The sequence below is a fragment of the Aeromonas sp. 600886 genome (genome assembly GCF_049174935.1).
GTDB classification, from domain to species: Bacteria; Pseudomonadota; Gammaproteobacteria; order Enterobacterales; family Aeromonadaceae; genus Aeromonas; species Aeromonas veronii_A.
This window is the reverse complement of sequence record NZ_JAAKUB010000012.1, coordinates 1-24218: the sequence shown is the minus strand read 5'-3', so window position 1 is coordinate 24218 and position 24218 is coordinate 1. Positions and strand designations below refer to the sequence as shown.

Genomic DNA, 24218 nt, shown 5'->3' with positions numbered 1-24218 from the left:
TGGGTGAGCCGGGAGGCGACAAAGGGATAAAAACAGTTGACCGCCTCTCGGCGGTCACGGTGTTTTCTTTGGGAAATTTACAATAGAAACGCGGTGCCGCCTGTTTAGGAGCAGCACCACCAGTAGTTGTGATTGAATGCGGTCATGTTCATAGCAAATCAAACTACGCCGGTTTCATTACTTCTGCAAGGGGACGACCAGCAGATCGCAGGGCACCGTATTCATCAGCTGACGGGCGCTGGAGGTGAGCAGGCTCCAGAAGCTCTGGCGATGGCCGCACACCAGCAGGTCGATCTCGTACTCCTTGACCGCCTGATTGACCCGCTCGCTCAGATCCCCGCAGATCACCAGCTTCTTCTCGATGGGATAGTCCACCGAGGCCAGAAATGCCTCCAGCTTCTCTTTCGCTTCGGCGATCACCTGATCCTGCACGTTGTCGATATCGATATCGATCATCTCGGTGTAGAGATCCTTGAGGTCCACATCGACATGGATAACCGACAGCTTGGCGCCGTTGGAGCGGGCTCTGTCCACCGCCTTGTCGATCACCTTGCGGTTATCTTCAGAGAGGTCGATCGCGGCCAGAATATGCTTGTAATAGGTTGTTCCACTCATGGGGGTTCTCCTTACCGATCCTTCAGCCCACTATACCAATCTCTGCTGAAACTAAAATGGTGCCTCAGGCACAGTTTTGGGATTTAAATGAGTTTAATGACGTGTGACACAGGGTCAGCCACTCAGTTATTAACCACTATTTGCCTATAAATTAAACAAGAGTTTGACGCCGGTCACACCCCCCGGCTTGCCGATCAGGGGGGAGAGGCATAGGATGGGCCCGTGCTTCGCAATGAACACAAAACAACAAAAAGCATCTGAATACCGCTTTGGGGAGCCACGTGCTCCCTTTTGTTTATCCGCCTCATTTCTTGCCGCTTTTCTGACTGATAGCGATCCGGCATCAAGTTAATCTCCTTCGATTTGGTTATGCTGTAGCCAGTTTCTTTGGAGGCCTTCCCATGATCATTCATCCCCAGATTCAAGGTTGTGTTGCCCGCAACTGTCACCCTATCGGCTGTCGCGCCGCCGTGCAGCAGCAGATTGAACGCATCAAGACAGCGGGCCCGTTTAATGGCCCCAAGCGGGTGCTGGTGCTGGGTGCCTCCTCCGGGTTTGGACTGGCGTCGCGCATTGCGCTCGCCTTTGGTGCCGGTGCCGACACCATCGGCATCTCCTTCGAGCGGGGCCCCTCTGACAAGGGGCTGGGCAGTGCCGGCTGGTACAACAACATCTGGTTTCGCAAGGAGGCGGAGCAGGAGGGGCGTATCGCCATCAACCTGATCGGTGATGCCTTCTCCGACGGGATGCGCCAGCAGGCCATCGACACCATCCGTCAGCAGGTGGGGCAGGTAGATCTGGTGATCTATTCGCTGGCGAGTGGCATCCGGGTGCTGCCCGACGGCACGCAAGTGCGCTCCGTGCTCAAGACCACCGGTCAACCATTCAGCGGCTGGGGGCTGGATCTGGAGCGAGATACCCTGGTGCAGCAATCGCTGGCACCTGCCACGCCGGAGGAGATCCACGATACCGTCACCGTGATGGGGGGCGAGGATTGGCAGCTCTGGATGCAGGCGTTGCAGCAGGCCGGTTGTCTCGCCCCCGGTGCGCAAACCGTGGCCTACTCCTACATCGGCCCCGAATCCACCTATCCCCTCTATCGGGATGGCACCATCGGTTATGCCAAGGAGCATCTGCACGCCACCGCCGAGACCATCAACCTGCAACTGGCCGAGATTGGCGGCCATGCCTGGGTGTCGGTCTGCAAGGCGCTGGTAACCAAGGCGAGCGCCTACATTCCGGTGCTGCCGGTTTATCTGGGCCTGCTGATGGGGGTAATGAAGGAGCGCGGTGTGCACGAAGGCTGCATCGAGCAGATGCAGCGACTGTTTGCCGCCAAGATGTACGGGGCCAATGGGGTGGTGGCCGATGGTAACCGGCTGATCCGGATGGATGACCACGAGCTCGACCCGGCCATTCAGGCCGCCGTCTCGGCGCTCTGGCCCAAGGTGACGCCGGACAATTTCCACGCGCTGGGGGACTTTGCAGGGCTGCGGCAGGACTTCATGCAACTCAACGGCTTCGAGCTGCCGGGCGTTGATTATGCTGCGCCGGTGGATGTCGCCTCCCTTGGGGAGCTGACCCCCTGAGCTGAAAGAAACGGGATCTCCCTCTCGTTGGCGGGTTGATTCGCGGCGGGAGTGTGGCGACAATCGATACCAAATCACTGAGGAGAAACAAGATGCTGGCCCAAGCCATGATCGAGAAGTTGAACGAGCAGATTAACCTGGAGTTCTACTCCTCCAATCTCTATCTGCAGATGAGCGCCTGGTGCGAAGACAAGGGCTTTGAAGGGGCTGCGACCTTCCTGCGCCAGCACGCAGTCGAGGAGCGCCAGCACATGGAGCGTCTGTTCACCTATGTGAGCGAGACCGGTGCCATGCCAAAACTGGGTGCCATCGATGCCCCTCCCCACGAGTTCAAGTCGCTGGGCGACGTGTTCCGTACCACTCTGGAGCACGAGTACCACATCACCAAGTGCATCAATGGTCTGGCCCACGTAGCCTTCACTACCCAGGACTACTCCACCTTCAATTTCCTGCAGTGGTATGTGGCCGAGCAGCATGAAGAGGAGAAGCTGTTCAAGAGCATCGTCGACCGTCTGGGTCTGGTGGGTGAAGATGGCAAGGGCCTCTACTTCATCGACAAGGAGCTGGCCGAACTGGCCAAGGGCGCCCCTGCCAGCATCATGGACAGCAACGCCTGATAGTCGTGGACACTTAGTGTTCAGCCAGTACAATAACGGCCCTTTTAAGGGCCGTTATTTATTCTGGTGGGCAGTCACCGTTGTGATGTCAGCCAGAGGCAATCACGGTTCTGGCCAGGTGCCGTTTCTATTTTGATAAGTGAGTGATGATGAAGCAGGTCGATGTGGTGGTGATCGGGGCCGGTGCGGCCGGATTGATGTGTGCGGCGCAGGCGGGCTACCGTGGCCGCTCCGTGCTGGTGCTCGACAACGCCAAGAAGCCGGGCCGCAAGATCCTCATCAGTGGCGGTGGCCGCTGCAACTTCACCAACCATCAGGCGGGCGCTCACGCCTACCTGTCGGAAAATCCCCACTTCAGCAAGTCGGCGCTGGCCCGCTACACCCAGCAGGACTTCATCGATCTGGTGGATCGCCACGGGGTCAACTATCACGAGCGCACTTTGGGGCAGCTGTTCTGTCTCGAGAGCGCCAAGGATATCGTCGATGTGCTGCTCACCGAATGTGACTGGGCCGGGGTGACCCTGCAGTTCCAGACCGAGATCCTCACCGTCAGCAAGCAGGACGAAGGGTTTGTGTTAACCACCAGCAAGGGTGAGATCGGCTGTCACTCGCTGGTGGTGGCGACCGGCGGTCTCTCCATGCCCAAGCTGGGCGCGACCCCGTATGGCTTCAAGCTGGCGGAGCAGTTCGGTCTCAAGGTGCTGCCGACCCGTGCCGGTCTGGTGCCCTTTACCCTCCATCAGGCGGAGAAAGAGGCGTTCGCCGATCTGGCGGGCATCAGCCTGCCGGTAGCGGTGACCGCCGAGGATGGCACCCGCTTCAAGGAGGCGATGCTGTTCACCCACCGCGGCCTCTCCGGCCCCGTTATCCTGCAGATCTCCTCCTACTGGCATGCGGGTGAGAAGATCCACATCAACCTGCTGCCGGAGCTGGATATTCCGGCTGCGCTGCGTGAATGGGCGCAGGCGCACCCGGCGCAGGAGCTGAAAACCGTGCTGGGGCGCGAGCTGCCCAAGCGCTTCGTCGACAAGCTGGTGGAGCTGGGTCAGCTGGTCAGCAAGCCGATGCGCCAGTACAACGAGCGTGAACTGGAAGCTGTGGCCAACTTGCTGGGTGACTGGCAGATCCTGCCCAACGGCACCGAGGGGTATCGCACCGCCGAAGTGACCTTGGGCGGCGTCGATACCAACGAGCTCTCCTCCAAGACCATGGAAGCGCGCAAGGTGCCGGGCCTCTACTTCATCGGTGAAGTGGTGGATGTGACCGGCTGGCTCGGTGGCTACAACTTCCAGTGGGCCTGGTCTTCCGGTTGGGTGGCCGGGCAGTACTGCTAATTCGGGTATATCCCCTGTTGGAGAGCCCAAGAGAACATTATGTATAAGTGTGGTTCTTCATTGCCGACATACTGGGGGCCGAGTATGTCGGCTTGGGGCTGTGCCTACAGTTATCTGTTCATGATTACGTGTTACCGCATTCCCTAGAAAATTCCTCTAAGGTATATAAAATCATATACAATGTAGTTCAACAGAACGTTGAGATTAAATAAAATCATGACAAAGCAATATAAGTATAACGGCAGGTTCATATTTGAACCTGAGACATACAGAATTATTCTTGACGAGAAAGAAATAAAGCTCAGTCAAAAAGAAACCGTATTGCTGGAAGTGCTTTGTGATAATAGTCTGCGAGTTGTTGAAAGAAAAAAAATACTTGATGATATTTGGGGTGAAACAGAAAGCAGGGATATTAGTCTCAACAAAACAATTCTTCTACTACGTAGGAAGTTTGAGTCTATCGGGATTTTCAATTCTATAGAAACAATTCCTCGTGTGGGTTACATTTTCAAGTTGGAGGTTGAACTTGGTCATGGTGATGAATTGTCACACCGTACGGAGGTGATCACAAAGACTGAGGAATCCGATGATGTTGATGCAAATGAGGAACAAAGACTCTTTGATCGCGGTCGACTTGATAAATATATATTAATGTTCTTTGTTTTTATTGTTACTGTCATTTCAGCTATTACATCATATTATATTTTGACAGAAAAAGATGAGATTTCATTAGAGTTTAGAAAGCTTGAAAAGATAAAGGAATTAGCAACACCAAGTGTTAATCGTATTGTTATGTATACAGAGGATATTCGTTCCCCTGACGAGTATAAATATATTGAAAAGTTGATAAAAAAAGACCGAAACTTTTATGCTCTTGCATCAAAAGATGCATTCTCATATTTGGACTTTAATATAAAGGATAATATAGTTTGGCAAAAAACATTTTTAATGGATGAGCGGCTGGACATAAAGAAACAGCTGGAATGCATTGCTCAGAATATTAATCTTGAAGCTGTTTCACCGATCAATGTACACGATATTCCTGGGATGGGATTTGTGCGTTTGAGATTCTATCGCCCATGCCAGATTAAAGCAGACTATATCGGTTATATGTTGATCAAAACTACCGGCATTGATAATGATAATGTTGAACAAGCCGCATGGGCTCAAGATTTGATGTTTAACGATGCAAAGCAAAACATGGTGTTTGAAATAAAAAAGATTTCTCGCGTGCATTTTTATGAGAATGGTTTGAGACATCTTGAGAATAAGTCATTGAAGGTCAAATCGATACAGCAAGATATTTTGCAAGCCGATCCTCAAATTTATACCATTTTTGATCAATTTACACAGGATGATGCTTATTTGCGCACAATTAAGATAAAAAATGAGATTGTTCATGTAACAAGTCTTTTTGGTGGGGTTTTATTTTATACAAAAGTATTCAATGGTAAAAATAGTTAGTACTTTAAGAAAGTTGAGTGTCTCATTAATATGGATGATTACTTGTCGCCAGATAGAGAAGTGACTGATACATTGTTTTATAAATAGAATTATCGGTAATGAGATGTTAATAAAGTCAGAATAAGAATGCTTGTTTTGATATGGAGTTATAAGTAAAAGCTAATATATAAAGCGTATGTGTCAAGTTACAATCTGATATCAGCGTCAAAGTGATATCAAATTATAACTTAATCTTTACTTTATATGTAACGAGCCGAAGCAGCACTTCCAAATTTTCTGGGCATTTAATCTACCGTAAATACAATTATTCCCGCACCTCGATGTAAACCTAGAGTATTCACGCCTGAAAATAGGCATTTAGCGATCACTTTTTTCCGCATTCCATATTGCACTGTTAACTTATGAGGTTTATTTGGACCAGAACCTAAATCAAGATTACAATAACCTCCACCATCTAAAACCAATTGACCTTTTTCATCGGTTAATTTAATTGTGCCTGAGGTTGTATTCGTACACTCTAAGTAACTTTCTGCACTTGCAGACATATTTTTAAATTCGCTTGCTGTACCTTTTGCATTTATGGAAATGTTAGGGCCAAATTTACAACTCTCAGCTGGTTTATAACCTGATACGCAATTTGATATTGGTCCAGGATATGAGGCTGATTGTACTGTATCTCTTCCATAAAAAAGACATAAATCAGGGCCTGATTTAAGTCTACGACTACCGATAGTATCATATAAGGGTCTCTGAAGTACGCCATTATTTCGCCAGCAAGAAATAACCTTTCCTAACGTTTTATTTTCATTGGAATTTACACAGCTTCGCCATGACTCTGAGTTAATGCCACCGGCATCATATGATTTATACCCATCAAGTTGTTTGTTTGGCCATGACCTTTCAACTAACCAAGCTAATATGGAACAATCACCCCATTTCTTACCAGCACATAAATTAGGCGTGAGATCATTATTATCTCCCCCAATAATTACCGCTTTCATATATGGATCGCCTTTCGTTGTAAGTCCTGGAGCTTCGGTTAAAGAAATGGAAAGGCTAGATGCATAGGTATTTGTTATGCCAAGTAAAAAAACAAACATAACATTTGTTATGAAGCACCAAAAGTAACCAAGGTGTTTTTTAAAATCACTGGTGCTAAATACACCTCGTATTATTTCGAAAAAAAAGACCATATAACCTCAGTGTCACATAAATATTAATAAGGTGCTAAAAATTGCTATTAAGAGAGCATGGAGCATGATGCTTAACTTAAGTTTAAGACTTATCCACCACCACATGTAGAAATTTAGTAAGCCACGGGGGGTCGTCGAAAATCTCGAGAAGGAACACTGTGGATTCTAATTTTAACTCAGTATCTTTACTCATACTCTAGCTTGAAGTTGGCACTTGTACTAAACGTACCTGATACCAAGCCCGTTTGTCCCGATGGTAGCAATTGCACATAGGTCGCAAAGGTCAGTACGTTGTCACCAGCAGTTAACATCAATGCACGGCTTGCTTTGTTGAGGGGTAATGCCTTTCCCTGATGCTCCAGTCCGATGGCAATCCCTTTGGCGGTACTGTCCCCCATCAGCGCCAGCAAGTCCGGATTGTCTGGCGCTCCTTGACCACTGAATGTCACCTTCACACCCTTGGAGATATCGGGGTCACACTCTTCAAGATGAAGCTGAAACTCTCTACTTGGTGTGCGTTTGTCCCTCAATAACTCTTTGTTCACGATATTGCCAAAGTTGACGGTGATGGTTTCATCACCGGGGCGCAGCGAACAGGCTTGATTGACTACCTCTGCGACGACATTAATCATCAAGTTATCACTCCCCGCCTGAGCTTGAGACGGGAGAAGCATGCCCTGCAATGTGATCAATATGAACCACAGGTAACGAACACCTGAGTGGGCCGCGCGCGGAGAAGAGCCTGGCCACATATTTATCTCTCTATTTTGCATCTTGAGCGGGCAACAAATGGCAGATCCCGGTGCAGCGGTAGCTCAGGGTTCGACGGCCGCCGTAGTCATCCACATAGGTAAAAGTGGGTTGCTGGCCAAGCTGGGCCACACCAAGATTGACCATGGCACTGCTATTGGGGGCAATCATGACTGGCTCAAATCCCGTAGTACTACCCGCATTGAGTGTGCGGGCCCCATCCACAATGGAGATGTAGTAAGGGGTCGGATTGGTCAACTGGTATTTTCCTCCTACCGCTTGCAGGGTAACTTTTTCTTGCCACGGCGCTTGGTTGCTGCCCGGCTCAACCAGCAGAGTTGCGGGGCGGTAGAAGAACTTGATCCGGGTTTGCAGTGCAAGCTGCAGGGTGTTTGGCTTGTCGCTGCGAGGGGGAATCTCCCGCAAGTTGAAGTAGAACAAGCTCTCTTTATCCTGGGGCAGCAGAGCGACAGCGGGTAATGCTTGCACCTTGACCAGGCTCTCCATACCCGGCTCCAGCCGCTGAACCGGTGGCAACAGGGTGAACGGACTATTTATCTTGTTGCCATTGGCATCTTCCAGCCAGGCCTGGGCCAGGTAAGGCAGTGTTTTGTTGTTATTGTGGATCGTCAGGCTCATTGAATTGGCTCCCGCCGGGTAGATCACCCGGGTACGATCCAATGAGACGGCAGCCTGAACCTGGCTAGCCATCATGGTTAGCAATAGAGGCAGAGTGAACAACAGTTTCTTGGTCATATCGGTTTATCTCAATCTGGTTATACAAAATCGATTACTGACAAGTCAGTCTCGCCGTCGTGTTGACTTCTGGTAGCGGTGATGGCAAATAAAAGCGGCAATGCTGCTCGCTGCCCCAGCGAGCCTCCACAGGACTTCCTTCATGCAGGCCTGCGAGATAGGCCATGCCATCATCACCGACCATCCCCAATTGTTGCCCCTTGTCATTGACGACTTCAGCGGCGAATGGAACTGGGCTGCCATCTGTTTTGACCAGTTCAAGCATGCGCTTGCCGCCCGACAACATATCGAAATGACGATAACCGATAGCTCCTTCGGTCAGGGTCCCCATGGAAATAGGTGTCCCAATAGGCTCAACATCATCACCCAATTGATCGATGTCGATGCTGGTTCGTTGACGATAGTAGCTGGATATATCGGCTACAACCGCCTTGCCATTTTGATTCGTGAAGGTGACTGGCCCGCCGGTGTGTACAGGCACACCGCTGGCCCCGTCAGTATCTACCATGATACGACTGCCCCCCATCATGCCTACCCGGTGCATGGCAATCCCCTCTTTGGTCGCAGTAATTCCGCCATTGATGGAGAGCCCTGCGGCTGTTGAACTACCTGCCTGGTGACTAACGTTGGCCATCAGGGTGGTTTTGTCGCCAGTGTGGGTATAGAAACCGCTGGCGCTTTCACCTGCTGGCGAGGTTGAGGCCGTGACTGAGTAACTGTTACGGTCATCCACCCGGTTGAAGAGGCTGATATTGTTGGTGGTTTTGCCCCCCATGGTTGAGGCGCTGTAACTCACATGTTTGTTCAGCCCAAAGGGAATCGACAGTGTGAAGTACATGCCATTATCAGTCTGACGGCCCTGCTCGTTGTGATAGGTGGTGAGCGAGGTCGCCAGGCCACGCCACTCCATTACATCAAAATAGTGAGACAGAGAGAGGCTGATACGCTCACTATCTGTCTGGGACCAGTAAGACTGATGGGTGTAATCGATATATGCTCCCAGCTGAGCTGCTTTGAATTGCTTGCTTAGCCTCACGTTATAAAGTTCTCTGGAGCCGCCCCTGTATGGTTGGCCAATCTTGCGGGCGGCCATAAAGTCATTCATGTTCATAAAATCCCGCTCCGAGAAGCGGTAACCGGCAAACGCCACTTGGCTGTCATACTCTTCGAAGTTCTTTGAATAGTTGATTCGATAAGAGCTGCCAGTTTTTGAGCCCTCTGCCAACTGGGCACGAGATTCAGTGATATCGAAAGAGATAGCACCTAATTGCAGCAAATCACGTCCAACCCCGACAGAGAGTGCATCGTAACCCTCACTGAGCAGAGCCCCTCCCAACAGTGACCATCCATTGCTCACGCCCCAAGAGAATTCACTGCTGGCAAAGGCCGGTCCATCCAAGCGATGGGGTTGACTGCTGATCTTGCCACTATTGAACTTGTAGCGTATCGAGCCTGGTCGGGAGAGATAGGGGATGCGAGAGGTGTTGACCTGAAAAGTCTGCACCGATCCATCCTGCTCCTCTACTCTGACATCCAGGGTGCCGCTGACTGCGCTGCTCAAATCCTGAATACGAAATGGCCCGGAAGCCACCTGCGTTTCATAAATAACGCGCCCTTGCTGACTAATCACCACCTTGGCGTTGGTCTTGGCAATACCTACCACTTCCGGGGCGTAGCCACGCAAGTCGGGGGGCAACATGTTGTCATCGTTAACTACAGAGGCGCCTGTATACAGAAAGCTATCGAACATGGAGTTACCCAGATCGAGTTCGCCCATCGTCAACTTGGCGCTGAGTTCGGGTAAGGCGCGATAGGCATACACACGACTGACATCCAGCTCACTTTGGGAGCCTGCTTGCTCTTTGTTACGCTCATAACGACCCTGCCAGTCAGCCCGCAGCCGCCAGGCCCCCATATTGACACCTGCCACACCATAGGCACTGACATTGGTTGTGTCACCATTACCATGGGTCGAATGGTTCTCTTGCAGATTGATGCCATAATCGAGCAGGGCACCATTGACCCCTTCATCCCAACGTGACGGGGGATCCCAGGAGTCACTCACATAATCCCGATATGCTTGAGGGACAGAAATGAGAAGCGTGTCTTTGCTGATATCGCCCTTGATCACTATTCCTTCGAGTACGTCAGGATTAAGGCAAGAGCCACTCTTCCCACTAGTCAGCAGACGTTCCAGATCGTGATTTTTAAGGCCCAATTCATTGGCCAGCGCAACGGTCAAACACAGCTGTGAGCTGTTGCTGGAGGTTGCTTGAAACTTGACGTTACGCTCGCCAATAAAGGCATCGTTTACCACCATTTGCATGGTGTATTCACCGGGTACAATATAACCCGCCTGTTTAAAAGCACCTGATTCAATGCTTTCTTTATCTTTAACATCCAACAGGTCAGTATTGAACTCAATATCACCCGCGTGAGAACTTTTTGCCACACTCATAAAAATGAAAAAAATGGCCAACGATAATAAAGATTTTTCCATAGATTTCAATTTATAAGGTAAACAAAAGGAAACGCGCCTCCCTGCACGTAATTACTGGATAAATGTTTGATTAAATTTAAATATTTACTGGTAGGTCATGATAAAATCAGTGGTTGCACTAAATTCACCCGGGATTGCTTTTTCGCCGTCACCCGCTTTGATATTGCTTACCAACTTGGCACCAAATTTCAGGTGATTGTCACCCTCAACCAGAGTGGCAGCTTTGGTCGGGGTGCCCAAAACAACTTCAGAACCATCCAGTTGGCTAATCATGGCGATAGCCGCACCTTTTGCGAAACCATTAATGGCTAAATGTTTTTTCTCAGTATCATCAGGAATGCCGTTGAAGGTAATCGCGGCAGTTTTGGCGGTATCAAGAGAGCAGCCTTCAAGATGAATATCGAACGGACGCAGAGGACCCTCACCTTGATGCTCGAGTACACTGTTGGAGATTTGTCCCATATTAATTGTTTGATCTACGCTTTCCGGGGAGATAGAGCAGGGGGCATCTACAATCGCACCAATAAATTTGATCACGCCATGGCCTTGATCAGTTGCTGCTGGAGTTGCACTATTTTCAGCATAACTGGCGCCAGAGAATACAGCTAACAATACAGAAGCTACAATTGCCTTTTTCATATTTTACCTTTTTAATCTGAATTGAGAGTTTCATTATTGACAAGACTAAGGTTGTCAGAAATGAAACAGGTTTTGAGAAAAAAATAAATTTTTATTAGAAGATTTATTGTTGTGTCACGTCATCAGAGACATGTTGATGACTGATTTTGGTGGTTATTTAATCACCGGGGTTGATGGTTTTCAAAATATTTAAAAATACAAAAAAATACCAATAAAAACAGGGTGTTGTCTTTTACCTGTGATGTTGAAAAGGAGGGTTGGAAGTCATGGTATTTTATGTAATTTAATATATTTTGTTTTTTTGTTGTATTCTTTCTACCCCTTTAGGGTTGGCATGCAAAGTACCTGGAGATTCATGATGGTGACTGGCATGTTGGTTTGAACTTGTGATTTTTTTGATAAAGCGAGGAAAATAACAACTTATTTGCACTGATATATTTTATGTTGTTTTTAGATCTTTTATATTAAATTACTTTCTGAAGTCGGTCACTCATTTAAATTGGTGGTGTTTAGTAAGCGTATAGCAATCAGGGTGATTAAAAATTCAGTGGGTTTTATTTTTACTGGTGCGTGCATCACGCCTATCATTTTATAGGCGGTAAATGATGTTTTTGCTCCAAAAAGTTAGCTTGGTATCAAGGGTACCAATCTCACAGATAGCAAAATAAAGTGGCAAGTCTTCAATGATGAGTAGAGAAATTAAGATTGTCTACTTGAGTAGACTATTTCCTATGTTAAATAAATCATCAATGATTTTTGAAAGGATGTTTTTGAGGCTGGGATTCAGAGATGGCTTTTGAATATATTCAGTTTTGCACTGTACAGGTAATTATCTCTAAAAGTATAGTTGATAGAGGATTTTGTTGTGCGTGGAGCTTGGATGACGGATGCCATTACATTAACCGTGAGCTGTTTTTTTAGCTGGCAAGTTAGTAGCCAGTAACTTGTGCTGACTCGTTATCCATAGACATGGTTTCGTTTTATTCGTACGGTTAGGCCACTTTCATCCTGTTTCGAAATCAGTACATTGCCAGCAAATAGGATATGATCCGGAGTACTCTTGGTTGATGCAGGAATACAGTTGTGCTTGAAAATCAGATGATGCTGCTGGCGGTGTTCGAACGGGCGGCGCTGATGCTGATGACCCTCTTCTTCCTGACCCGCACCCGGCCGTTCCAGCGGTTGTTCCAGAAGCGGGATCACACCCCGGCGGAGCGGGTGCTGGTTGCCACCATCTTCTGTCTGTTTGCGGTGTTCAGTACCTACACCGGCATTCCGGTGGAGGGGGCGCTGGTCAACGTGCGGATCATCGCAATTATCTCTGGCGGCATTCTGTTTGGCCCCTGGGTCGGCATTCCGGCCGGGGTTATCTCCGGTCTGCACCGCTATCTTATCGACATGGATGGCCACACCTCGATCCCGTGCCTCATCGCCAGCATCATCGCTGGCCTGCTCGCCACCTGGCTGCACCTGCGCTGCCGCAAGTCGCGGCTCTGGCTCTACGGCATTCTGGCGGGAATGTTGTGTGAAGGGCTCACCATGCTGCTGATCTGGCTGCTGACCGAGCCGCACGAGGTGGGCGTCGAGATCGTCAGCCATATCGCCTATCCGATGATCGCCGGGGCGCTCTGCATCGGCCTCATCATCAAGCTGGTGCAGGATCTGGATGACGAGAAGGAGCTGATTGCCGCCAAGCAGGCCAAGCTGGCGCTCGATATCGCCAACAAGACGCTGCCTTTCTTCCAGAACATCGATCGCCACTCCCTCAGTCAGGTGTGCGATGTGATCCGGCGCGACATCAGCGCCGATGCGGTGGCCATCACAGATACCCATGACGTGCTGGCCTATGTCGGGGTGGGCAAGGATTACTACGAGCTGGATGAGCACCACGCCATCAGCGGCATGACCCAGCAGGCGGTGCTGCTCGACCAGATCATCATCAACAACGATCTGCGCCAGTATCACCTCTCCGATTTCCACTCGGTCATCATTATTCCGCTGCGGGAGAAGGGCTCGGTGAGCGGCACCCTCAAGATCTACTACCGCCGCACCCACAGCATCACCAGCTCCCTGCGGGAGATGGCGGTGGGCCTCTCCCAGCTCATCTCCACCCAGATGGAGGTGTCGCGCATCGAGCAGCTCAAGGAGATGACCCGAAAGGCGGAGTTCACCGCGCTGCAGAGCAAGATCAACCCGCACTTCCTGTTCAATGCCCTCAACGCCATCTCATCCTTGATCCGCATCCGGCCCCAGCAGGCGCGCCAGCTCATCGCCAATCTGGCGGACTACCTGCGCTACAACCTCAACAAGGGGGATGAACTCATCGACATTCAGGAGGAGCTGCAGCAGGTGCGCGACTACGTGGCCATCGAGCAGGCCCGCTTCGGCGACAAGCTGGAGGTGGTATTCGAGGTGGACGATGTGCACATTCAGGTGCCGAGCCTGCTGTTGCAGCCGCTGGTGGAAAACGCCATCCTGCACGGCATCCAGCCCCGCAGCGCGCCGGGCCGGGTCACCATCGAGGTAAAACAGCTGGCGGGCGGCATCCGGGTATCGGTGCGGGATACCGGCTACGGCATCAGTCAGGCGGTGATCGACGGGGTGGCCGCCGGTCGGGTGGAGAGCCGCAGCATCGGCCTGATGAACGTGCATCAGCGGGTCAAGCTGCTTTATGGCGACGGCCTGCACCTCAAGCGGCTGGAGCCGGGTACCGAGGTGAGTTTCTATCTGCCGGATCAGGAGTCGATGCCATGCTGAGTGCCATCATGGTTGAGGATAAGTGTGTGCCGCGAGAGGTGTTGTCATGCTGAAAGCGATCATAGTGGAAGACGAGTATCTGGCTCGCGAGGAGTTGATCTATCTGGTGAATCAGCACAGCCAGATCGAGATAGTGGCGAGCTTTGAGGATGGGCTGGAGGCGTTCAAATACCTGCAGGATCACGAGGTGGATGTGGTGTTTCTGGATATCCAGATCCCCTCCATTGATGGCCTGCTGCTGGCCAAGAACCTGCACAAGTCGAGCCATCCGCCCCACATTGTCTTCGTCACCGCCTACAAGGAGTTTGCGGTGGAGGCGTTCGAGCTGGAGGCGTTCGACTACATCCTCAAGCCCTACAACGAGCCGCGCATCATCAATCTGCTGCAAAAGCTCGAGCATGCGGGCAAGTCGCAGCCAGCCACCACGGGGGAGGCGAGCGGCGAGGGGAGCAGCCCCCACAATCGCACCGTCAATCTGGTGAAGGGGGAGCGTATCATCGTCACCCCCTGCGAGCAGATCTACTACGCGGAAGCCGACGAGAAGCTCACCTATGTCTATACCCGCGATGATCGCTACGTGATGACCATGACCATCAGCGAGTTTGTCAGCCGGCTGCCTGCCGAGGGGTTCTTTCGCTGCCACCGCTCCTACTGCGTCAACATCAACAAGATCCGCGAAATAGTCCCCTGGTTTAACAGCACCTATCTCATCCGGCTTCATGATCTGCCGTTCGAGGTGCCGGTCAGTCGCAGCAACATCAAGGCGTTCCGTCAGCTGATGCGGCTCTGATTGTCATTCATTCCCGCCGATCTGCATTTCATGCCTTAATCGATCGGCGCGAGCTGCGTCTTGCCTATAGTGGCCTCAATTTCCTTAAGGCCATCGACCGAGACGCATCATGACCAAAGAGATGAATCGCACCCGCTACCTGACACTGATCGGTACCATCATCACCCAGTTTGCACTGGGTTCTGTTTATACCTGGAGCCTGTTCAACGCCCAGCTCTCCGACAAGCTGGACGAGCCGGTGAGTCAGGTCGCTTTCGCCTTCGGCCTGCTCAGCCTCTCGCTGGCGGTCGCCTCCTCCATGGCGGGCAAGCTGCAGGAGCGGTTCGGGGTGCGTAACGTGACCCTGGGGGCTGGCGTGCTGCTCGGTATCGGCTTCTTCCTCACCGCCCATGCCAGCAATCTGGCGATGCTCTACCTCTGCGCGGGTATTCTGGTCGGTTTTGCCGACGGTACCGGCTACCTGATGACCCTCTCCAACTGCGTGAAGTGGTTCCCGGAGCGCAAGGGGCTGATCTCCGCCTGTTCCATCGGTGCCTATGGTCTCGGCAGTCTCGGTTTCAAATATATCAACCTGCTGCTGCTCTCCAGCTCCGGCCTTGAGACCACCTTCCAGCTGTGGGGGCTGATCGCCATGTCCATGGTGCTGGTGGGCGGCATGCTGATGAAGGATGCGCCCAAGCAGGCCGCTTCCGTGCAGCAGAGCGAGAGCCGTGACTTCACCCTGGCCGAGGCAATGCGCAAGCCGCAGTACTGGATGCTGGCGCTGATGTTCCTCACCGCCTGCATGAGCGGCCTCTATGTCATCGGCGTGGCCAAGGATATCGGCGAGAAGATGGTGGGTCTGCCTGCTGTAGTCGCCGCCAATGCCGTCGCCATCATCGCTATGGCCAACCTGGGTGGCCGTCTGGTGCTGGGTATCCTCTCCGACAAGATGTCCCGCATCCGGGTCATCACCATCGCCCAGCTGATTACCCTGGCGGGCATGGCGCTGCTGCTGTTCGTGCCGCTCAATGCCAATCTGTTCTTCGTGGCGGTCGCCTGTGTGGCGTTCAGCTTCGGCGGCACCATCACCGTTTACCCCTCGCTGGTGAGCGACTTCTTCGGTCTCAACAACCTGACCAAGAACTATGGCGTCATCTATCTGGGCTTTGGTCTGGGCAGCATCATCGGCTCCATCGTGGCCTCCCTGTTTGGCGGCTTTATGGCGACCTTCCACCTGATCCTGGTGTTGTTGGTGGTGGCGCTGGTGCTCTCCCTCACCATCCGCCTGCCGGCACCGGTAGCGGTGGAGCGGGCCTGATAAGCCTCCCTGCCATAGCAAGCAAAAACAGAGACCCGGGCCATGCCCGGGTCTTTGCATTTCCGATGCTCGATCAGCGTGGCGCTAGCCCCAGCAGCTGGCGGGCCTGACGGCAGCTCTCCTCCACCGTTGGCCAGTCGTCACCAGTTACCGTGATATGGCCCATCTTGCGGCCGGGGCGGGGTTCGCCCTTGCCGTAGAGGTGCAGCTGCAGGTCGGGCAGCGCCAGCAGGGCGGCCCAGTCTGGCGTGCCGTTCTCCCAGAGATTCCCCAGCAGGTTGATTAACAGGGCGGGGCGCACGGCGATCTGCTCCGGCAGCGGCAGATCGCACAGGGCCCGCACCTGTAACTCGAACTGGCTGCATGCGGCGTTGTCGAGGCTGGGGTGACCCGAGTTGTGGGGGCGGGGCGCCAGCTCGTTGACCAGCAGTCGGCCTTCCACCAGAAAGAACTCCACCGTCAGCACCCCGACGTAATCGAGGGTCGCGATCAGCCGCTCGGCTATTGCTTTGGCTTCGCTCTCCAGCGCCGGCACATTGGCCGGGGAGCGAGTCTGATCGAGGATGCCGCCACTGTGCCAGTTCTGCACCAGTGGCAGGGCGCTGATGGCACCGCTCGGGCTGCGCGCCAGGGTCAGGGCAAACTCCCCCTCCAGTGCCAGCCGTTTTTCCAGCACGCAGGGCACGCCACTGGCTGCCAGCGCCGTCGCCAGCTCATCCAGGTCGCTCACCTGCCACTGCCCCTTGCCGTCGTACCCCTCGCGGGCCGTCTTGAGAATGGCGGGGAAGATTTCGCTGGCCTGTGCGGGGATGGGCTCTTCCGGCAGTAGCGCCAGATAGGGGGCGACCTGGATGTTGGCCCCGCGCAGAAAGGCTTTCTCCTCGCGGCGATCCTGACAGATGCGCACAGCGCTGGCGGTCGGACGCACCGGCTTTTGTTTTTCGAGCAGGGCGAGGGTGGTGGCGGGCACATTTTCGAACTCGCAGCTGATGGCCTCGCAGCGGCTGGCTAGCTCGTGCAGGGCGGTCTGGTCATCATAGGAAGCGACAATATGGTGATCGGCGGCGGCACCGGCGATGCTGGCGGGATCGGGATCCAGCACCACCACCTTGTAGCCGAGGCAGTGGGCGGCCATCACGAAGTAGCGGCCGAGCTGGCCGCCTCCCAGCATGCCGAGGGTGGCGGGAGGCAGGATCATGTCGGCTCCTCCAGCGTGAGGGCAAGCACCCGGTCGCGCTCGCGGGTGCGGAAGTCGTCGAGCTGCTGCCGGTAGCGTGGGGCGTCGTCTTGTGCAACGGAGAGCAGAGAGACCGCAAACAGGGCGGCGTTGGCAGCCCCCGCCTCGCCGATGGCGAAGGTGGCGACTGGCACCCCTTTGGGCATCTGCACGATGGAGAGTAGCGAGTCCATTCCCTTGAGATGGCGTGATGGGATGGGCACCCCCAGCACCGGAAGAGTGGTCTTGGCGGCGACCATGCCCGGCAGATGGGCAGCGCCACCGGCCCCGGCGATGATGGCGCGCAGTCCGCGCTCGCGGGCAGTGGCGGCATACTCGAACAGCAGATCCGGGGTGCGATGGGCCGAGACTACCTGCGCCTCGTAGGGCACGCCGTGCTCCTTGAGGATGCGGGCGGCGGCCTGCAGCACGGGCCAGTCGGAGTCGGAGCCCATTACCAGGCCGATCAGGGGAGGGGTGTTCATGTGTATTGGTTCCTTGCTGTCAAACGTTTGCTTTTGGTGGGCAAAAGAGCCGACAAGCCGGCTCAGAATTTCTCGGGTCGCACGATTTCGACCGGTTGCAGAAAGGCGATCATGGCGTAATCGGGGTAGTAACGACTCTGCAGGTGGGCCAGCAGCCGCTCCGCCTGCTCCCGGCTGCAGATGGCCTCCAGCCGGATGTTGCCGCTCTCGCTCCAGCTGGCGTTGCGCTCGCCATGATCCCCCCGGCCGCGGGCATCTGTGATGGTGTAGCCGCGCAGCCCCTCGCGGGTGAGGGTGCGCAGCAGGGTAGGCTCCAGATTGGCTTCCGTGATGACGGTCAGCAGGGTGCGGGTCTCGGTCTGCATGTGGCTACTCCGTGAAGTGGCGGGCCCAGCTGTGGTAGAGCGGGATCCCCAGCATGATGTTGAACGGGAAGGTGACCCCCAGCACTGCGCTGAGGGATAGCCCCGGGTTGGCCTGAGGCACGGCGATGCGCATGGTGGCCGGCACGGCAATATAGGAGGCGCTCGCCGCCAGGGTGGCCAGCAGGGTCAGGCCGCCGAGGGAGAGCCCCATCAGCTGGCCAGCAGCCAATCCCAGTCCCGCCGAGGCGAGCGGCATCAAAAGGGCGAAGCCGAGCAGGAACAGGCCATGGCGGCGCAGATCCTGACACTGGCGGGCGACGATGAGGCCCATCTCCAGCAGGAACAGCGCCAGCGCCCCCTTGAACAGGTCGACAAACAGCGGTTTGAGCGGGGCAATCCCGTCCGGTCCGGCCAGATAGCCGATTGCCATGCCGCCGAGCAGCAGAGTTACCCCTTTGCCGAGGAAGGTCTCGTGGGCCAGCATGCGCCAGCGGGTCTCGCGACTGATGCCGCGGGCGAGCACTATGCCCACCAGAATGGCCGGGATCTCCATCACTGCGAGGAAGATGGAGAGTTGGGATTCAAAGCTGATGCCCCGCTCGGTCAGCCAGTTCACCCCGACCGCAAAGGTGGCGACGCTGACCGAGCCATAGTGGGCGGCGGTGGCGGCGGCATCCACCCGGTTCATCTTGAGGCGCAGCACGGCAAAGCCGAGCAGGGTCTGCACCACACCGAGCAGGATCACCAGCGCAAGTTGCGGCAGCAGGGGCAGCAAGGATTGCTGGGCCAGACCGACGCCGCCCTTGAGGCCGATGGCCAGCAGCAAAAAGAGGGAGAGGGTATCGTAGAGGGCAGGCGGCAGTTTGAGCTCGGAGCGCACCAGACCGGTCAGCAGACCAAACAGAAAGAAGAGAACAACGACGTCCAGCATGATGGCTCGCAGGGCAGTTCAGATAATGGTTGCATGCTAGAGCCCGCAATGTTTCGATAAAATCAGATTCTCGCTGATGGTTGTTCGGTGAAAACTGATAGGGAACGGCATGCTCAACTACAAACAGCTCTACTATTTCTGGCATGTGGCGCGCAGTGGCAGCGTGACACAAGCTGCCGAACAGCTGCACCTCACGCCGCAGACCATCAGCGGTCAGGTCGCCGAGCTGGAGCAGTCCCTCGGGGTGGCGCTGTTCAACCGGGTGGGTAGGCGTCTGGTGCTGACTGCTGCCGGGCGGCAGGCGCAGGAACAGGCGGGGACGATTTTCTCGCTCGGTGCCGAGCTGGAGCACACCCTGCGCCACGCCAGTCAGGAACTGACCATGCAGGTGGGGATCGCCGATTCGGTACCCCGTACTCTGGCGTTCGAGCTGCTGGCTCCCGCCATGGCGCTGGCGACCCCGCTGCGCCTGGTGTGTCACGAGGAGCGGGCCGAGCAGCTGTTCAGCGAACTGGCCCGCCACAAGCTGGATATGGTGCTGATCGATCGCCCGCTCCCTCCCGACAGCGGCGTGCGTGGCTATAACCACGAGCTGGGGCGCAGCCCGCTGGCGCTGTTTGCCAGCCCGGAGCTGGCTGCGCGGGCGCGGGACGGCTTTCCCGCCTCGCTGGAGGGGTTGCCGCTGCTGATCCCCGGAGAGAAGTCGGCCACCCACGATCGGCTGCTGGAGTGGTATCGGCAGCAGGGCATTCATCCCCATCTGGTGGGGCAGTTTGATGACTCCACCCTGATGAAGTCGTTCGGCAAGGCAGGGATGGGGATCTTCCCGGCGCCGCTGGCGATGGCCGACGAGATTGGTCGCCTCTACGGGGTGGAACGGATCGCCACTCTCACCGACGTCACCCTCTCTTACTATCTGGTCTCGGCAGGGCGCCATCTCTCCCATCCCGGGGTACAGGCGGTGATGGAGGGGGCCCAGCAGCGGTTGGCGGCGCTGGTTGGCAATAAATAGAAATCTAGATGGCTATACATCCAGCTTGGCTCTGCCTATAATCCTCCCGCTTTGGCGCATCATGCTTAATAGGGAATCCGGTGAGAATCCGGAGCTGGCGCGCAGCGGTAAGGGGGAACGAAGCGACATCAGGGCACTGCCATCAGGCGGGAAGCCGTCGCCGTAGGCTATCAGCCCCCGAGCCCGAAGACCTGCCAGAGTTCGTATTTCGGGCCGAGAGAAACCGGCCACGAAGTAGATACTTACGCGAACTTAAGGATCTCTCATGTCGAAGAAATTTCTGGCGGCTGCCCTGTTGCCGACGGCGGCGTTTGCCCAGCAGCTGACCATTCCCGTCAATCCCACCATGGTGGTGACCGCTACCCGCGTCGCCCAACCTGCTTCCAGCGTGCTTGCCCCGGTCAATGTGGTGACCCGGGACGAGATCGATCGCCTGCAAGCCCAGACCGTGACCGATGTGGTCAAGACCCTGCCCGGTGTGGAAGTGGTCAGCAATGGTGGCCGAGGCCAGCTCAGCTCGTTGCGGGTGCGTGGTGGCACCTCCTCCCAGACACTGGTACTGGTGGACGGGGTGCGCAGTGCCTCTTTGACCGCCGGTATGACCGAACTGAATAACCTGCCGCTCAATCAGGTGGAGCGCATTGAATACATTCGTGGCCCACGCGCCACCATTTATGGTTCTGATGCCATCGGCGGGGTGATCAACATCATTACCCGTCCCGACAAGGGGACAAATCAGCACAAGTTCAATATCGGTGCTGGTTCCCATCAACAGCGTCAGGCCGCTTTCAGTAGTGCCAGCCAGGTCGGTGAGGCGGGTCAGCTCAAGGTGGCTGGCGGTTTTGATGATGAAGAGGGTTACAACGTACACCCCTTGCCCGGCATCAACGATGGGGATCGTCACGGGCATCAGGGCTACAACGCCATGCTGGACTACCAGCAGGCGCTCGGCAGCAATTGGGATCTGTTCGGTACAACCCGCTGGTTCCGCAATGTCGCCCAGTACGACCGCTCTTCTGCGGCTTCCGCCTGGGGGCCTGCCACTCATCAGCGCAACGAGACCTGGACTGAAAACCAGAGCTATCAGCTGGGGTCGCGCTATCACGATGATCGCTATCTGAGTGAGTTGCGTGGCGCCTTCTCCAAACAGGATGCGTACGACTATCAGGACAACAGTGGCCGCGATCAGGCCAATAACCGGACCTACACCCGCCAGTACAGCCTGAACTGGGTCAACAGCCTCAAGCTGAACGAGCTGTGGACGCTCGGCGGCGGTGCTGACTGGCAGCGCGACATGCTGGACGATCGCTCGCGATCTTCTGGCTCCCCCTATCCGGCAGGGGCCAAGGAGCGGGACAATACCGGGGTCTATGCCCTGGTCCAGTTCGACAACCAGACATGGCAGGGTGAGCTGAGCGGCCGCAGTGATGACAACGAGCAGTTTGGTCGTCACAACACCTGGCAAACCGGCGCAGGCTGGCGTTTTGTCGAGGATTACCGCCTGAGTGCCCGCTACGGCACCGGTTTCCGCGCCCCCTCCTTTAATGACCTCTACTATCCGGGCTCTGGCAATCCCAACCTGAAGCCGGAAGAGTCTAAGAGCAGCGAGCTTATGCTGGATGGTCAAACTGCGGGTGTCGAGTGGCGAGCCACCGGTTATCGCAATGACTTCGAACAGATGATCCAGTGGGCTCCCAACAGTCAGGGGATGTGGACACCACAAAACGTTGGCAAGGCGCGCATTGAAGGGATCGAGCTGGAAGGGGAGTTCGACACTGGCTGGTTGAGTCATAGGGTCTCTGCCGAGTACAAGGATCCCAAAGACAAGGTGACCGATAAACAGTTGCAGCTGATCTCCCGCAAAGGGGCCAAGTGGATTACGCAGGCGCAGTGGCAGCAGTTTGACGGCTCGTTGAGCTGGATCTATCAGGGTGAGCGCTATGGCGATGTGGCCAACACCACCAAACTCGGTGGCTACAGCGTGTGGAATCTGGCTGTCGGCTACAAGGTCACCCCGGCGCTCAAGGTATCTGGCAAGATCAACAACCTGCTGGATAAGGAGTATCAGACTGCAGTGGGGTATCCGGCCGATGAGCGCGCTTACTACGTGACGATGGATTACTCACTCTAAGCCGGAGCCGGCCAAGTGGAAAAATCAGGGGCCCTGCCATTGGCAGGGCCTTTTCTATTGGCGGCAGGCGGGAGTATGATCGCCGCCTTGCACCAAAGGGGAGCTCAAGTGGCCAATATTCTCGTGTTTGATTCCGGTATGGGTGGCCTGACCATCTACCGCGAGATCCGCCGCGTTCTGCCGGCACACAACTATTTCTACTGCTTCGATAATGCCAACTTCCCCTATGGTGAATTGAGCGAGCCCGCCCTGATTGTTGCCTGCACCCGCTTGGTGACCACCATGGTGGCCCGTCATCATATCGATCTGGTGGTGATTGCCTGCAACACGGCCAGCACCATAGCGCTGCCGGCCCTGCGCGAGGCACTGGATATTCCCGTGGTGGGGGTGGTGCCAGCCATCAAGCCCGCAGCTGCGCAGACTCGCAACGGTTGTATCGGTCTGCTGGCTACGCCAGGCACCGTTAGCCGCGACTATACCCACGAGCTGATCGCCCAGTTTGCCCCGGGCAAGCGGGTGCTGCTTAAGGGCACCACCGAGCTGGTCATAGAAGCCGAACACAAGCTGGCGGGCCTGCCGGTCAATATGGCGTTGCTGCGCGAGGTATTGGCCGACTGGCTGGATGGGGAAGAGCAGCCGGATACGCTGGTGCTCGGTTGCACTCACTTCCCGCTACTTAATGAAGAGATTGGGCAACTGATGCCGCAATGTCAGCTTATTGACTCGGGCAGTGCCGTTGCCAAACGGGTGGCCTGGTTGCTGAGCAATGGCGGGCATGCTGTCATGCAGCCTGTACATATAGAAGAGGTGATTGCCAGGGCCTACTGTACCCGGCTGGATGGGGAGGCCCAAAAACTGACAGCCCCCTTGCAAGCATGGGGGCTGTCATCACTGGAAGAGGTGAAGTACTGACGAGCTGTTAGGCGTCAGTTTCGCTACCTTCTCTTTCCTCTTTATCACGTTTGTCATTTGCTTCACGCACCTTGAGGGTGCGCTGCTGGTACTCTTTATCATTCAAAGCGGCAATCGCCTTGGCGGCATCGGCGGCGGGCATCTCCACGAAACCGAAACCTCTGCGCTTGCCGGTTGCCTTGTCTTTCATCAACCGCACGGAAATGACCTGGCCCTGTTCGGCAAACAACTCGCGCACTGCAATCTCATTGGCGCGATAGGGCAGGTTGCCTACATATAAGGTGCAAGTCTCCTGATTGGCGATCGACTCGGCGACATTGGCCGGGGTTCGCTTCAGGAACAGCGGTACCACGAAACCGCCGATGGCCAGACCTGCTGCAAAAATCACTTCCGCTTTCAAAGAGAACTGCAGGGCCTGGGCAACCAGGTAGCCAACCACTGCCAATACCAGAGCAAGGATTGCGGCCTGCATATATACGGGAAACTTGGATAAATTCATCTTAAAAGACCTTTTGTAAATGAAAGCAAAAAAGGTGCAACACTATATTCACCTCCATGGTAACCAGCTTTCCTGATTGGCGCTACCATGGACCACTCGGGAGAGGTTATCGGCTCCAGTATGGCATTCCCAAGGTCGCTAAAGGCGACATAAATGACGCTAAAATGGGAGTGAAATAACCGGATTGTGGATAACATTGTATATATACACTGAATAAGTTGTTTCTAATTGAATAATTTGAAATTTTCGTGATTTTCTTCAAAAAAAGTCTTGTCATCGCAGCGCCGCTCCCTATAATGCGCCCCTACCAGCACGGCGGAACACGCCAAACTGATGAGCCAGCTTCCTAGTGAAGTGGGCGCC

General features: G+C 54.6%; 21 protein-coding genes and 1 riboswitch. Of the genes, 10 read left to right on the top strand and 11 right to left on the bottom strand.

Features of this window, described 5'->3' with window-relative positions; all coding sequences use genetic code 11:
- Positions 1 to 177 precede the first annotated feature (177 nt).
- Entirely contained in the window at positions 178 to 615 is a 438-nt protein-coding gene (locus G5179_RS11025) for a universal stress protein (protein WP_005339229.1), read from the bottom strand.
- Positions 616 to 1016: 401 nt separating this feature from the next.
- Here G5179_RS11025 and fabV point away from each other — a divergent pair, with 401 nt between their 5' ends.
- The 4 genes from fabV (at position 1017) to G5179_RS11005 (ending at position 5619) form a co-directional block, all read left to right on the top strand.
- Positions 1017 to 2204 (top strand): enoyl-ACP reductase FabV, encoded by a 1188-nt coding sequence (gene fabV / locus G5179_RS11020; protein ID WP_421258366.1) that lies wholly within the window; start codon positions 1017 to 1019, stop codon positions 2202 to 2204.
- Between the two features lie 92 nt (positions 2205 to 2296).
- Entirely contained in the window at positions 2297 to 2821 is a 525-nt protein-coding gene (ftnA, locus tag G5179_RS11015) for a non-heme ferritin (RefSeq protein WP_005339225.1), read from the top strand.
- A gap of 149 nt (positions 2822 to 2970) precedes the next feature.
- Positions 2971 to 4155: an NAD(P)/FAD-dependent oxidoreductase gene (locus G5179_RS11010; RefSeq protein WP_005355716.1), complete on the top strand. Its 1185-nt coding sequence runs from the start codon at positions 2971 to 2973 to the stop codon at positions 4153 to 4155.
- Positions 4156 to 4371: 216 nt separating this feature from the next.
- Entirely contained in the window at positions 4372 to 5619 is a 1248-nt protein-coding gene (locus G5179_RS11005) for a winged helix-turn-helix domain-containing protein (RefSeq protein ID WP_421258365.1), read from the top strand.
- A 284-nt stretch (positions 5620 to 5903) separates the two neighbouring features.
- Here the strand turns inward: G5179_RS11005 and G5179_RS11000 are convergent, their stop codons facing one another.
- From G5179_RS11000 to G5179_RS10980, 5 genes are all read right to left on the bottom strand, one after another.
- A complete protein-coding gene (locus G5179_RS11000; protein WP_421244778.1) occupies positions 5904 to 6812 on the bottom strand; it encodes a hypothetical protein in 909 nt (302 codons plus the stop codon).
- 185 nt (positions 6813 to 6997) lie between these two features.
- Positions 6998 to 7444, bottom strand: a complete 447-nt coding sequence (locus tag G5179_RS10995) for a fimbrial protein (protein WP_216954480.1) — start codon at positions 7442 to 7444, stop codon at positions 6998 to 7000.
- A 130-nt stretch (positions 7445 to 7574) separates the two neighbouring features.
- Positions 7575 to 8318 carry a fimbria/pilus periplasmic chaperone gene (locus G5179_RS10990; protein WP_216952570.1) on the bottom strand — a complete coding sequence of 248 codons (744 nt, stop codon included), beginning with the start codon at positions 8316 to 8318 and terminating at the stop codon, positions 7575 to 7577.
- 34 nt (positions 8319 to 8352) lie between these two features.
- Positions 8353 to 10818: a fimbria/pilus outer membrane usher protein gene (locus tag G5179_RS10985; RefSeq protein WP_421258364.1), complete on the bottom strand. Its 2466-nt coding sequence runs from the start codon at positions 10816 to 10818 to the stop codon at positions 8353 to 8355.
- Positions 10819 to 10902: 84 nt separating this feature from the next.
- On the bottom strand, positions 10903 to 11457 hold the full coding sequence (locus G5179_RS10980) for a fimbrial protein (protein WP_216952575.1): 555 nt from the start codon (positions 11455 to 11457) through the stop codon (positions 10903 to 10905).
- A 1083-nt stretch (positions 11458 to 12540) separates the two neighbouring features.
- Between G5179_RS10980 and G5179_RS10975 the strand changes: the two genes are divergently transcribed.
- From G5179_RS10975 to G5179_RS10965, 3 genes are all read left to right on the top strand, one after another.
- Positions 12541 to 14214 carry a LytS/YhcK type 5TM receptor domain-containing protein gene (locus G5179_RS10975; protein ID WP_421258363.1) on the top strand — a complete coding sequence of 558 codons (1674 nt, stop codon included), beginning with the start codon at positions 12541 to 12543 and terminating at the stop codon, positions 14212 to 14214.
- A gap of 46 nt (positions 14215 to 14260) precedes the next feature.
- Complete coding sequence (locus G5179_RS10970; protein ID WP_058052680.1) at positions 14261 to 15004, top strand: LytR/AlgR family response regulator transcription factor; 744 nt, start codon at positions 14261 to 14263, stop codon at positions 15002 to 15004.
- Positions 15005 to 15113: 109 nt separating this feature from the next.
- Entirely contained in the window at positions 15114 to 16304 is a 1191-nt protein-coding gene (locus G5179_RS10965; protein WP_040069602.1) for an L-lactate MFS transporter, read from the top strand.
- Positions 16305 to 16377: 73 nt separating this feature from the next.
- Here G5179_RS10965 and G5179_RS10960 read toward each other — a convergent pair whose 3' ends face one another.
- The 4 genes from G5179_RS10960 to G5179_RS10945 all read right to left on the bottom strand — a co-directional run bounded on the left by G5179_RS10960 (position 16378) and on the right by G5179_RS10945 (position 19301).
- Positions 16378 to 17502, bottom strand: coding sequence for a 5-(carboxyamino)imidazole ribonucleotide synthase (locus G5179_RS10960; RefSeq protein WP_421258362.1), 1125 nt, complete (start codon positions 17500 to 17502; stop codon positions 16378 to 16380).
- Positions 17499 to 18005 carry a 5-(carboxyamino)imidazole ribonucleotide mutase gene (purE, locus tag G5179_RS10955; protein ID WP_421258361.1) on the bottom strand — a complete coding sequence of 169 codons (507 nt, stop codon included), beginning with the start codon at positions 18003 to 18005 and terminating at the stop codon, positions 17499 to 17501. Before purE ends, G5179_RS10960 begins: the two co-directional genes overlap by 4 nt.
- Positions 18006 to 18067: 62 nt before the next feature.
- A complete protein-coding gene (locus tag G5179_RS10950; RefSeq protein WP_005321666.1) occupies positions 18068 to 18370 on the bottom strand; it encodes a P-II family nitrogen regulator in 303 nt (100 codons plus the stop codon).
- Between the two features lie 4 nt (positions 18371 to 18374).
- Positions 18375 to 19301, bottom strand: a complete 927-nt coding sequence (locus tag G5179_RS10945) for a sodium-dependent bicarbonate transport family permease (RefSeq protein WP_421258360.1) — start codon at positions 19299 to 19301, stop codon at positions 18375 to 18377.
- A gap of 109 nt (positions 19302 to 19410) precedes the next feature.
- On the opposite strand from G5179_RS10945, the gene nhaR reads away from it, so the two are divergent.
- The 3 genes from nhaR (at position 19411) to murI (ending at position 23356) form a co-directional block, all read left to right on the top strand.
- Positions 19411 to 20313 (top strand): transcriptional activator NhaR, encoded by a 903-nt coding sequence (nhaR, locus tag G5179_RS10940; RefSeq protein ID WP_421258359.1) that lies wholly within the window; start codon positions 19411 to 19413, stop codon positions 20311 to 20313.
- Between the two features lie 35 nt (positions 20314 to 20348).
- Positions 20349 to 20527, top strand: a riboswitch (cobalamin riboswitch).
- A 51-nt stretch (positions 20528 to 20578) separates the two neighbouring features.
- Positions 20579 to 22444: a TonB-dependent receptor domain-containing protein gene (locus G5179_RS10935; RefSeq protein ID WP_227341719.1), complete on the top strand. Its 1866-nt coding sequence runs from the start codon at positions 20579 to 20581 to the stop codon at positions 22442 to 22444.
- 108 nt (positions 22445 to 22552) lie between these two features.
- Positions 22553 to 23356: a glutamate racemase gene (murI, locus tag G5179_RS10930; protein WP_129503012.1), complete on the top strand. Its 804-nt coding sequence runs from the start codon at positions 22553 to 22555 to the stop codon at positions 23354 to 23356.
- 7 nt (positions 23357 to 23363) lie between these two features.
- Here murI and G5179_RS10925 read toward each other — a convergent pair whose 3' ends face one another.
- Positions 23364 to 23855, bottom strand: coding sequence for an RNA recognition motif domain-containing protein (locus G5179_RS10925; RefSeq protein WP_005339200.1), 492 nt, complete (start codon positions 23853 to 23855; stop codon positions 23364 to 23366).
- Between the last annotated feature and the right edge of the window lie 363 nt (positions 23856 to 24218).

Excerpts from the sequence above, each read along its gene's own strand:
- G5179_RS11025 (WP_005339229.1), bottom strand. The coding sequence starts at position 615 with ATGAGTGGAACAACCTATTACAAGCATATTCTGGCCGCGATCGACCTC.
- fabV (WP_421258366.1), top strand. The coding sequence starts at position 1,017 with ATGATCATTCATCCCCAGATTCAAGGTTGTGTTGCCCGCAACTGTCAC.
- ftnA (WP_005339225.1), top strand. The coding sequence starts at position 2,297 with ATGCTGGCCCAAGCCATGATCGAGAAGTTGAACGAGCAGATTAACCTG.
- G5179_RS11010 (WP_005355716.1), top strand. The coding sequence starts at position 2,971 with ATGAAGCAGGTCGATGTGGTGGTGATCGGGGCCGGTGCGGCCGGATTG.
- G5179_RS11005 (WP_421258365.1), top strand. The coding sequence starts at position 4,372 with ATGACAAAGCAATATAAGTATAACGGCAGGTTCATATTTGAACCTGAG.
- G5179_RS11000 (WP_421244778.1), bottom strand. The coding sequence starts at position 6,812 with ATGGTCTTTTTTTTCGAAATAATACGAGGTGTATTTAGCACCAGTGAT.
- G5179_RS10995 (WP_216954480.1), bottom strand. The coding sequence starts at position 7,444 with ATGATTAATGTCGTCGCAGAGGTAGTCAATCAAGCCTGTTCGCTGCGC.
- G5179_RS10990 (WP_216952570.1), bottom strand. The coding sequence starts at position 8,318 with ATGACCAAGAAACTGTTGTTCACTCTGCCTCTATTGCTAACCATGATG.
- G5179_RS10985 (WP_421258364.1), bottom strand. The coding sequence starts at position 10,818 with ATGGAAAAATCTTTATTATCGTTGGCCATTTTTTTCATTTTTATGAGT.
- G5179_RS10980 (WP_216952575.1), bottom strand. The coding sequence starts at position 11,457 with ATGAAAAAGGCAATTGTAGCTTCTGTATTGTTAGCTGTATTCTCTGGC.
- G5179_RS10970 (WP_058052680.1), top strand. The coding sequence starts at position 14,261 with ATGCTGAAAGCGATCATAGTGGAAGACGAGTATCTGGCTCGCGAGGAG.
- G5179_RS10965 (WP_040069602.1), top strand. The coding sequence starts at position 15,114 with ATGACCAAAGAGATGAATCGCACCCGCTACCTGACACTGATCGGTACC.
- G5179_RS10960 (WP_421258362.1), bottom strand. The coding sequence starts at position 17,502 with ATGATCCTGCCTCCCGCCACCCTCGGCATGCTGGGAGGCGGCCAGCTC.
- purE (WP_421258361.1), bottom strand. The coding sequence starts at position 18,005 with ATGAACACCCCTCCCCTGATCGGCCTGGTAATGGGCTCCGACTCCGAC.
- G5179_RS10950 (WP_005321666.1), bottom strand. The coding sequence starts at position 18,370 with ATGCAGACCGAGACCCGCACCCTGCTGACCGTCATCACGGAAGCCAAT.
- G5179_RS10945 (WP_421258360.1), bottom strand. The coding sequence starts at position 19,301 with ATGCTGGACGTCGTTGTTCTCTTCTTTCTGTTTGGTCTGCTGACCGGT.
- nhaR (WP_421258359.1), top strand. The coding sequence starts at position 19,411 with ATGCTCAACTACAAACAGCTCTACTATTTCTGGCATGTGGCGCGCAGT.
- G5179_RS10935 (WP_227341719.1), top strand. The coding sequence starts at position 20,579 with ATGTCGAAGAAATTTCTGGCGGCTGCCCTGTTGCCGACGGCGGCGTTT.
- G5179_RS10925 (WP_005339200.1), bottom strand. The coding sequence starts at position 23,855 with ATGAATTTATCCAAGTTTCCCGTATATATGCAGGCCGCAATCCTTGCT.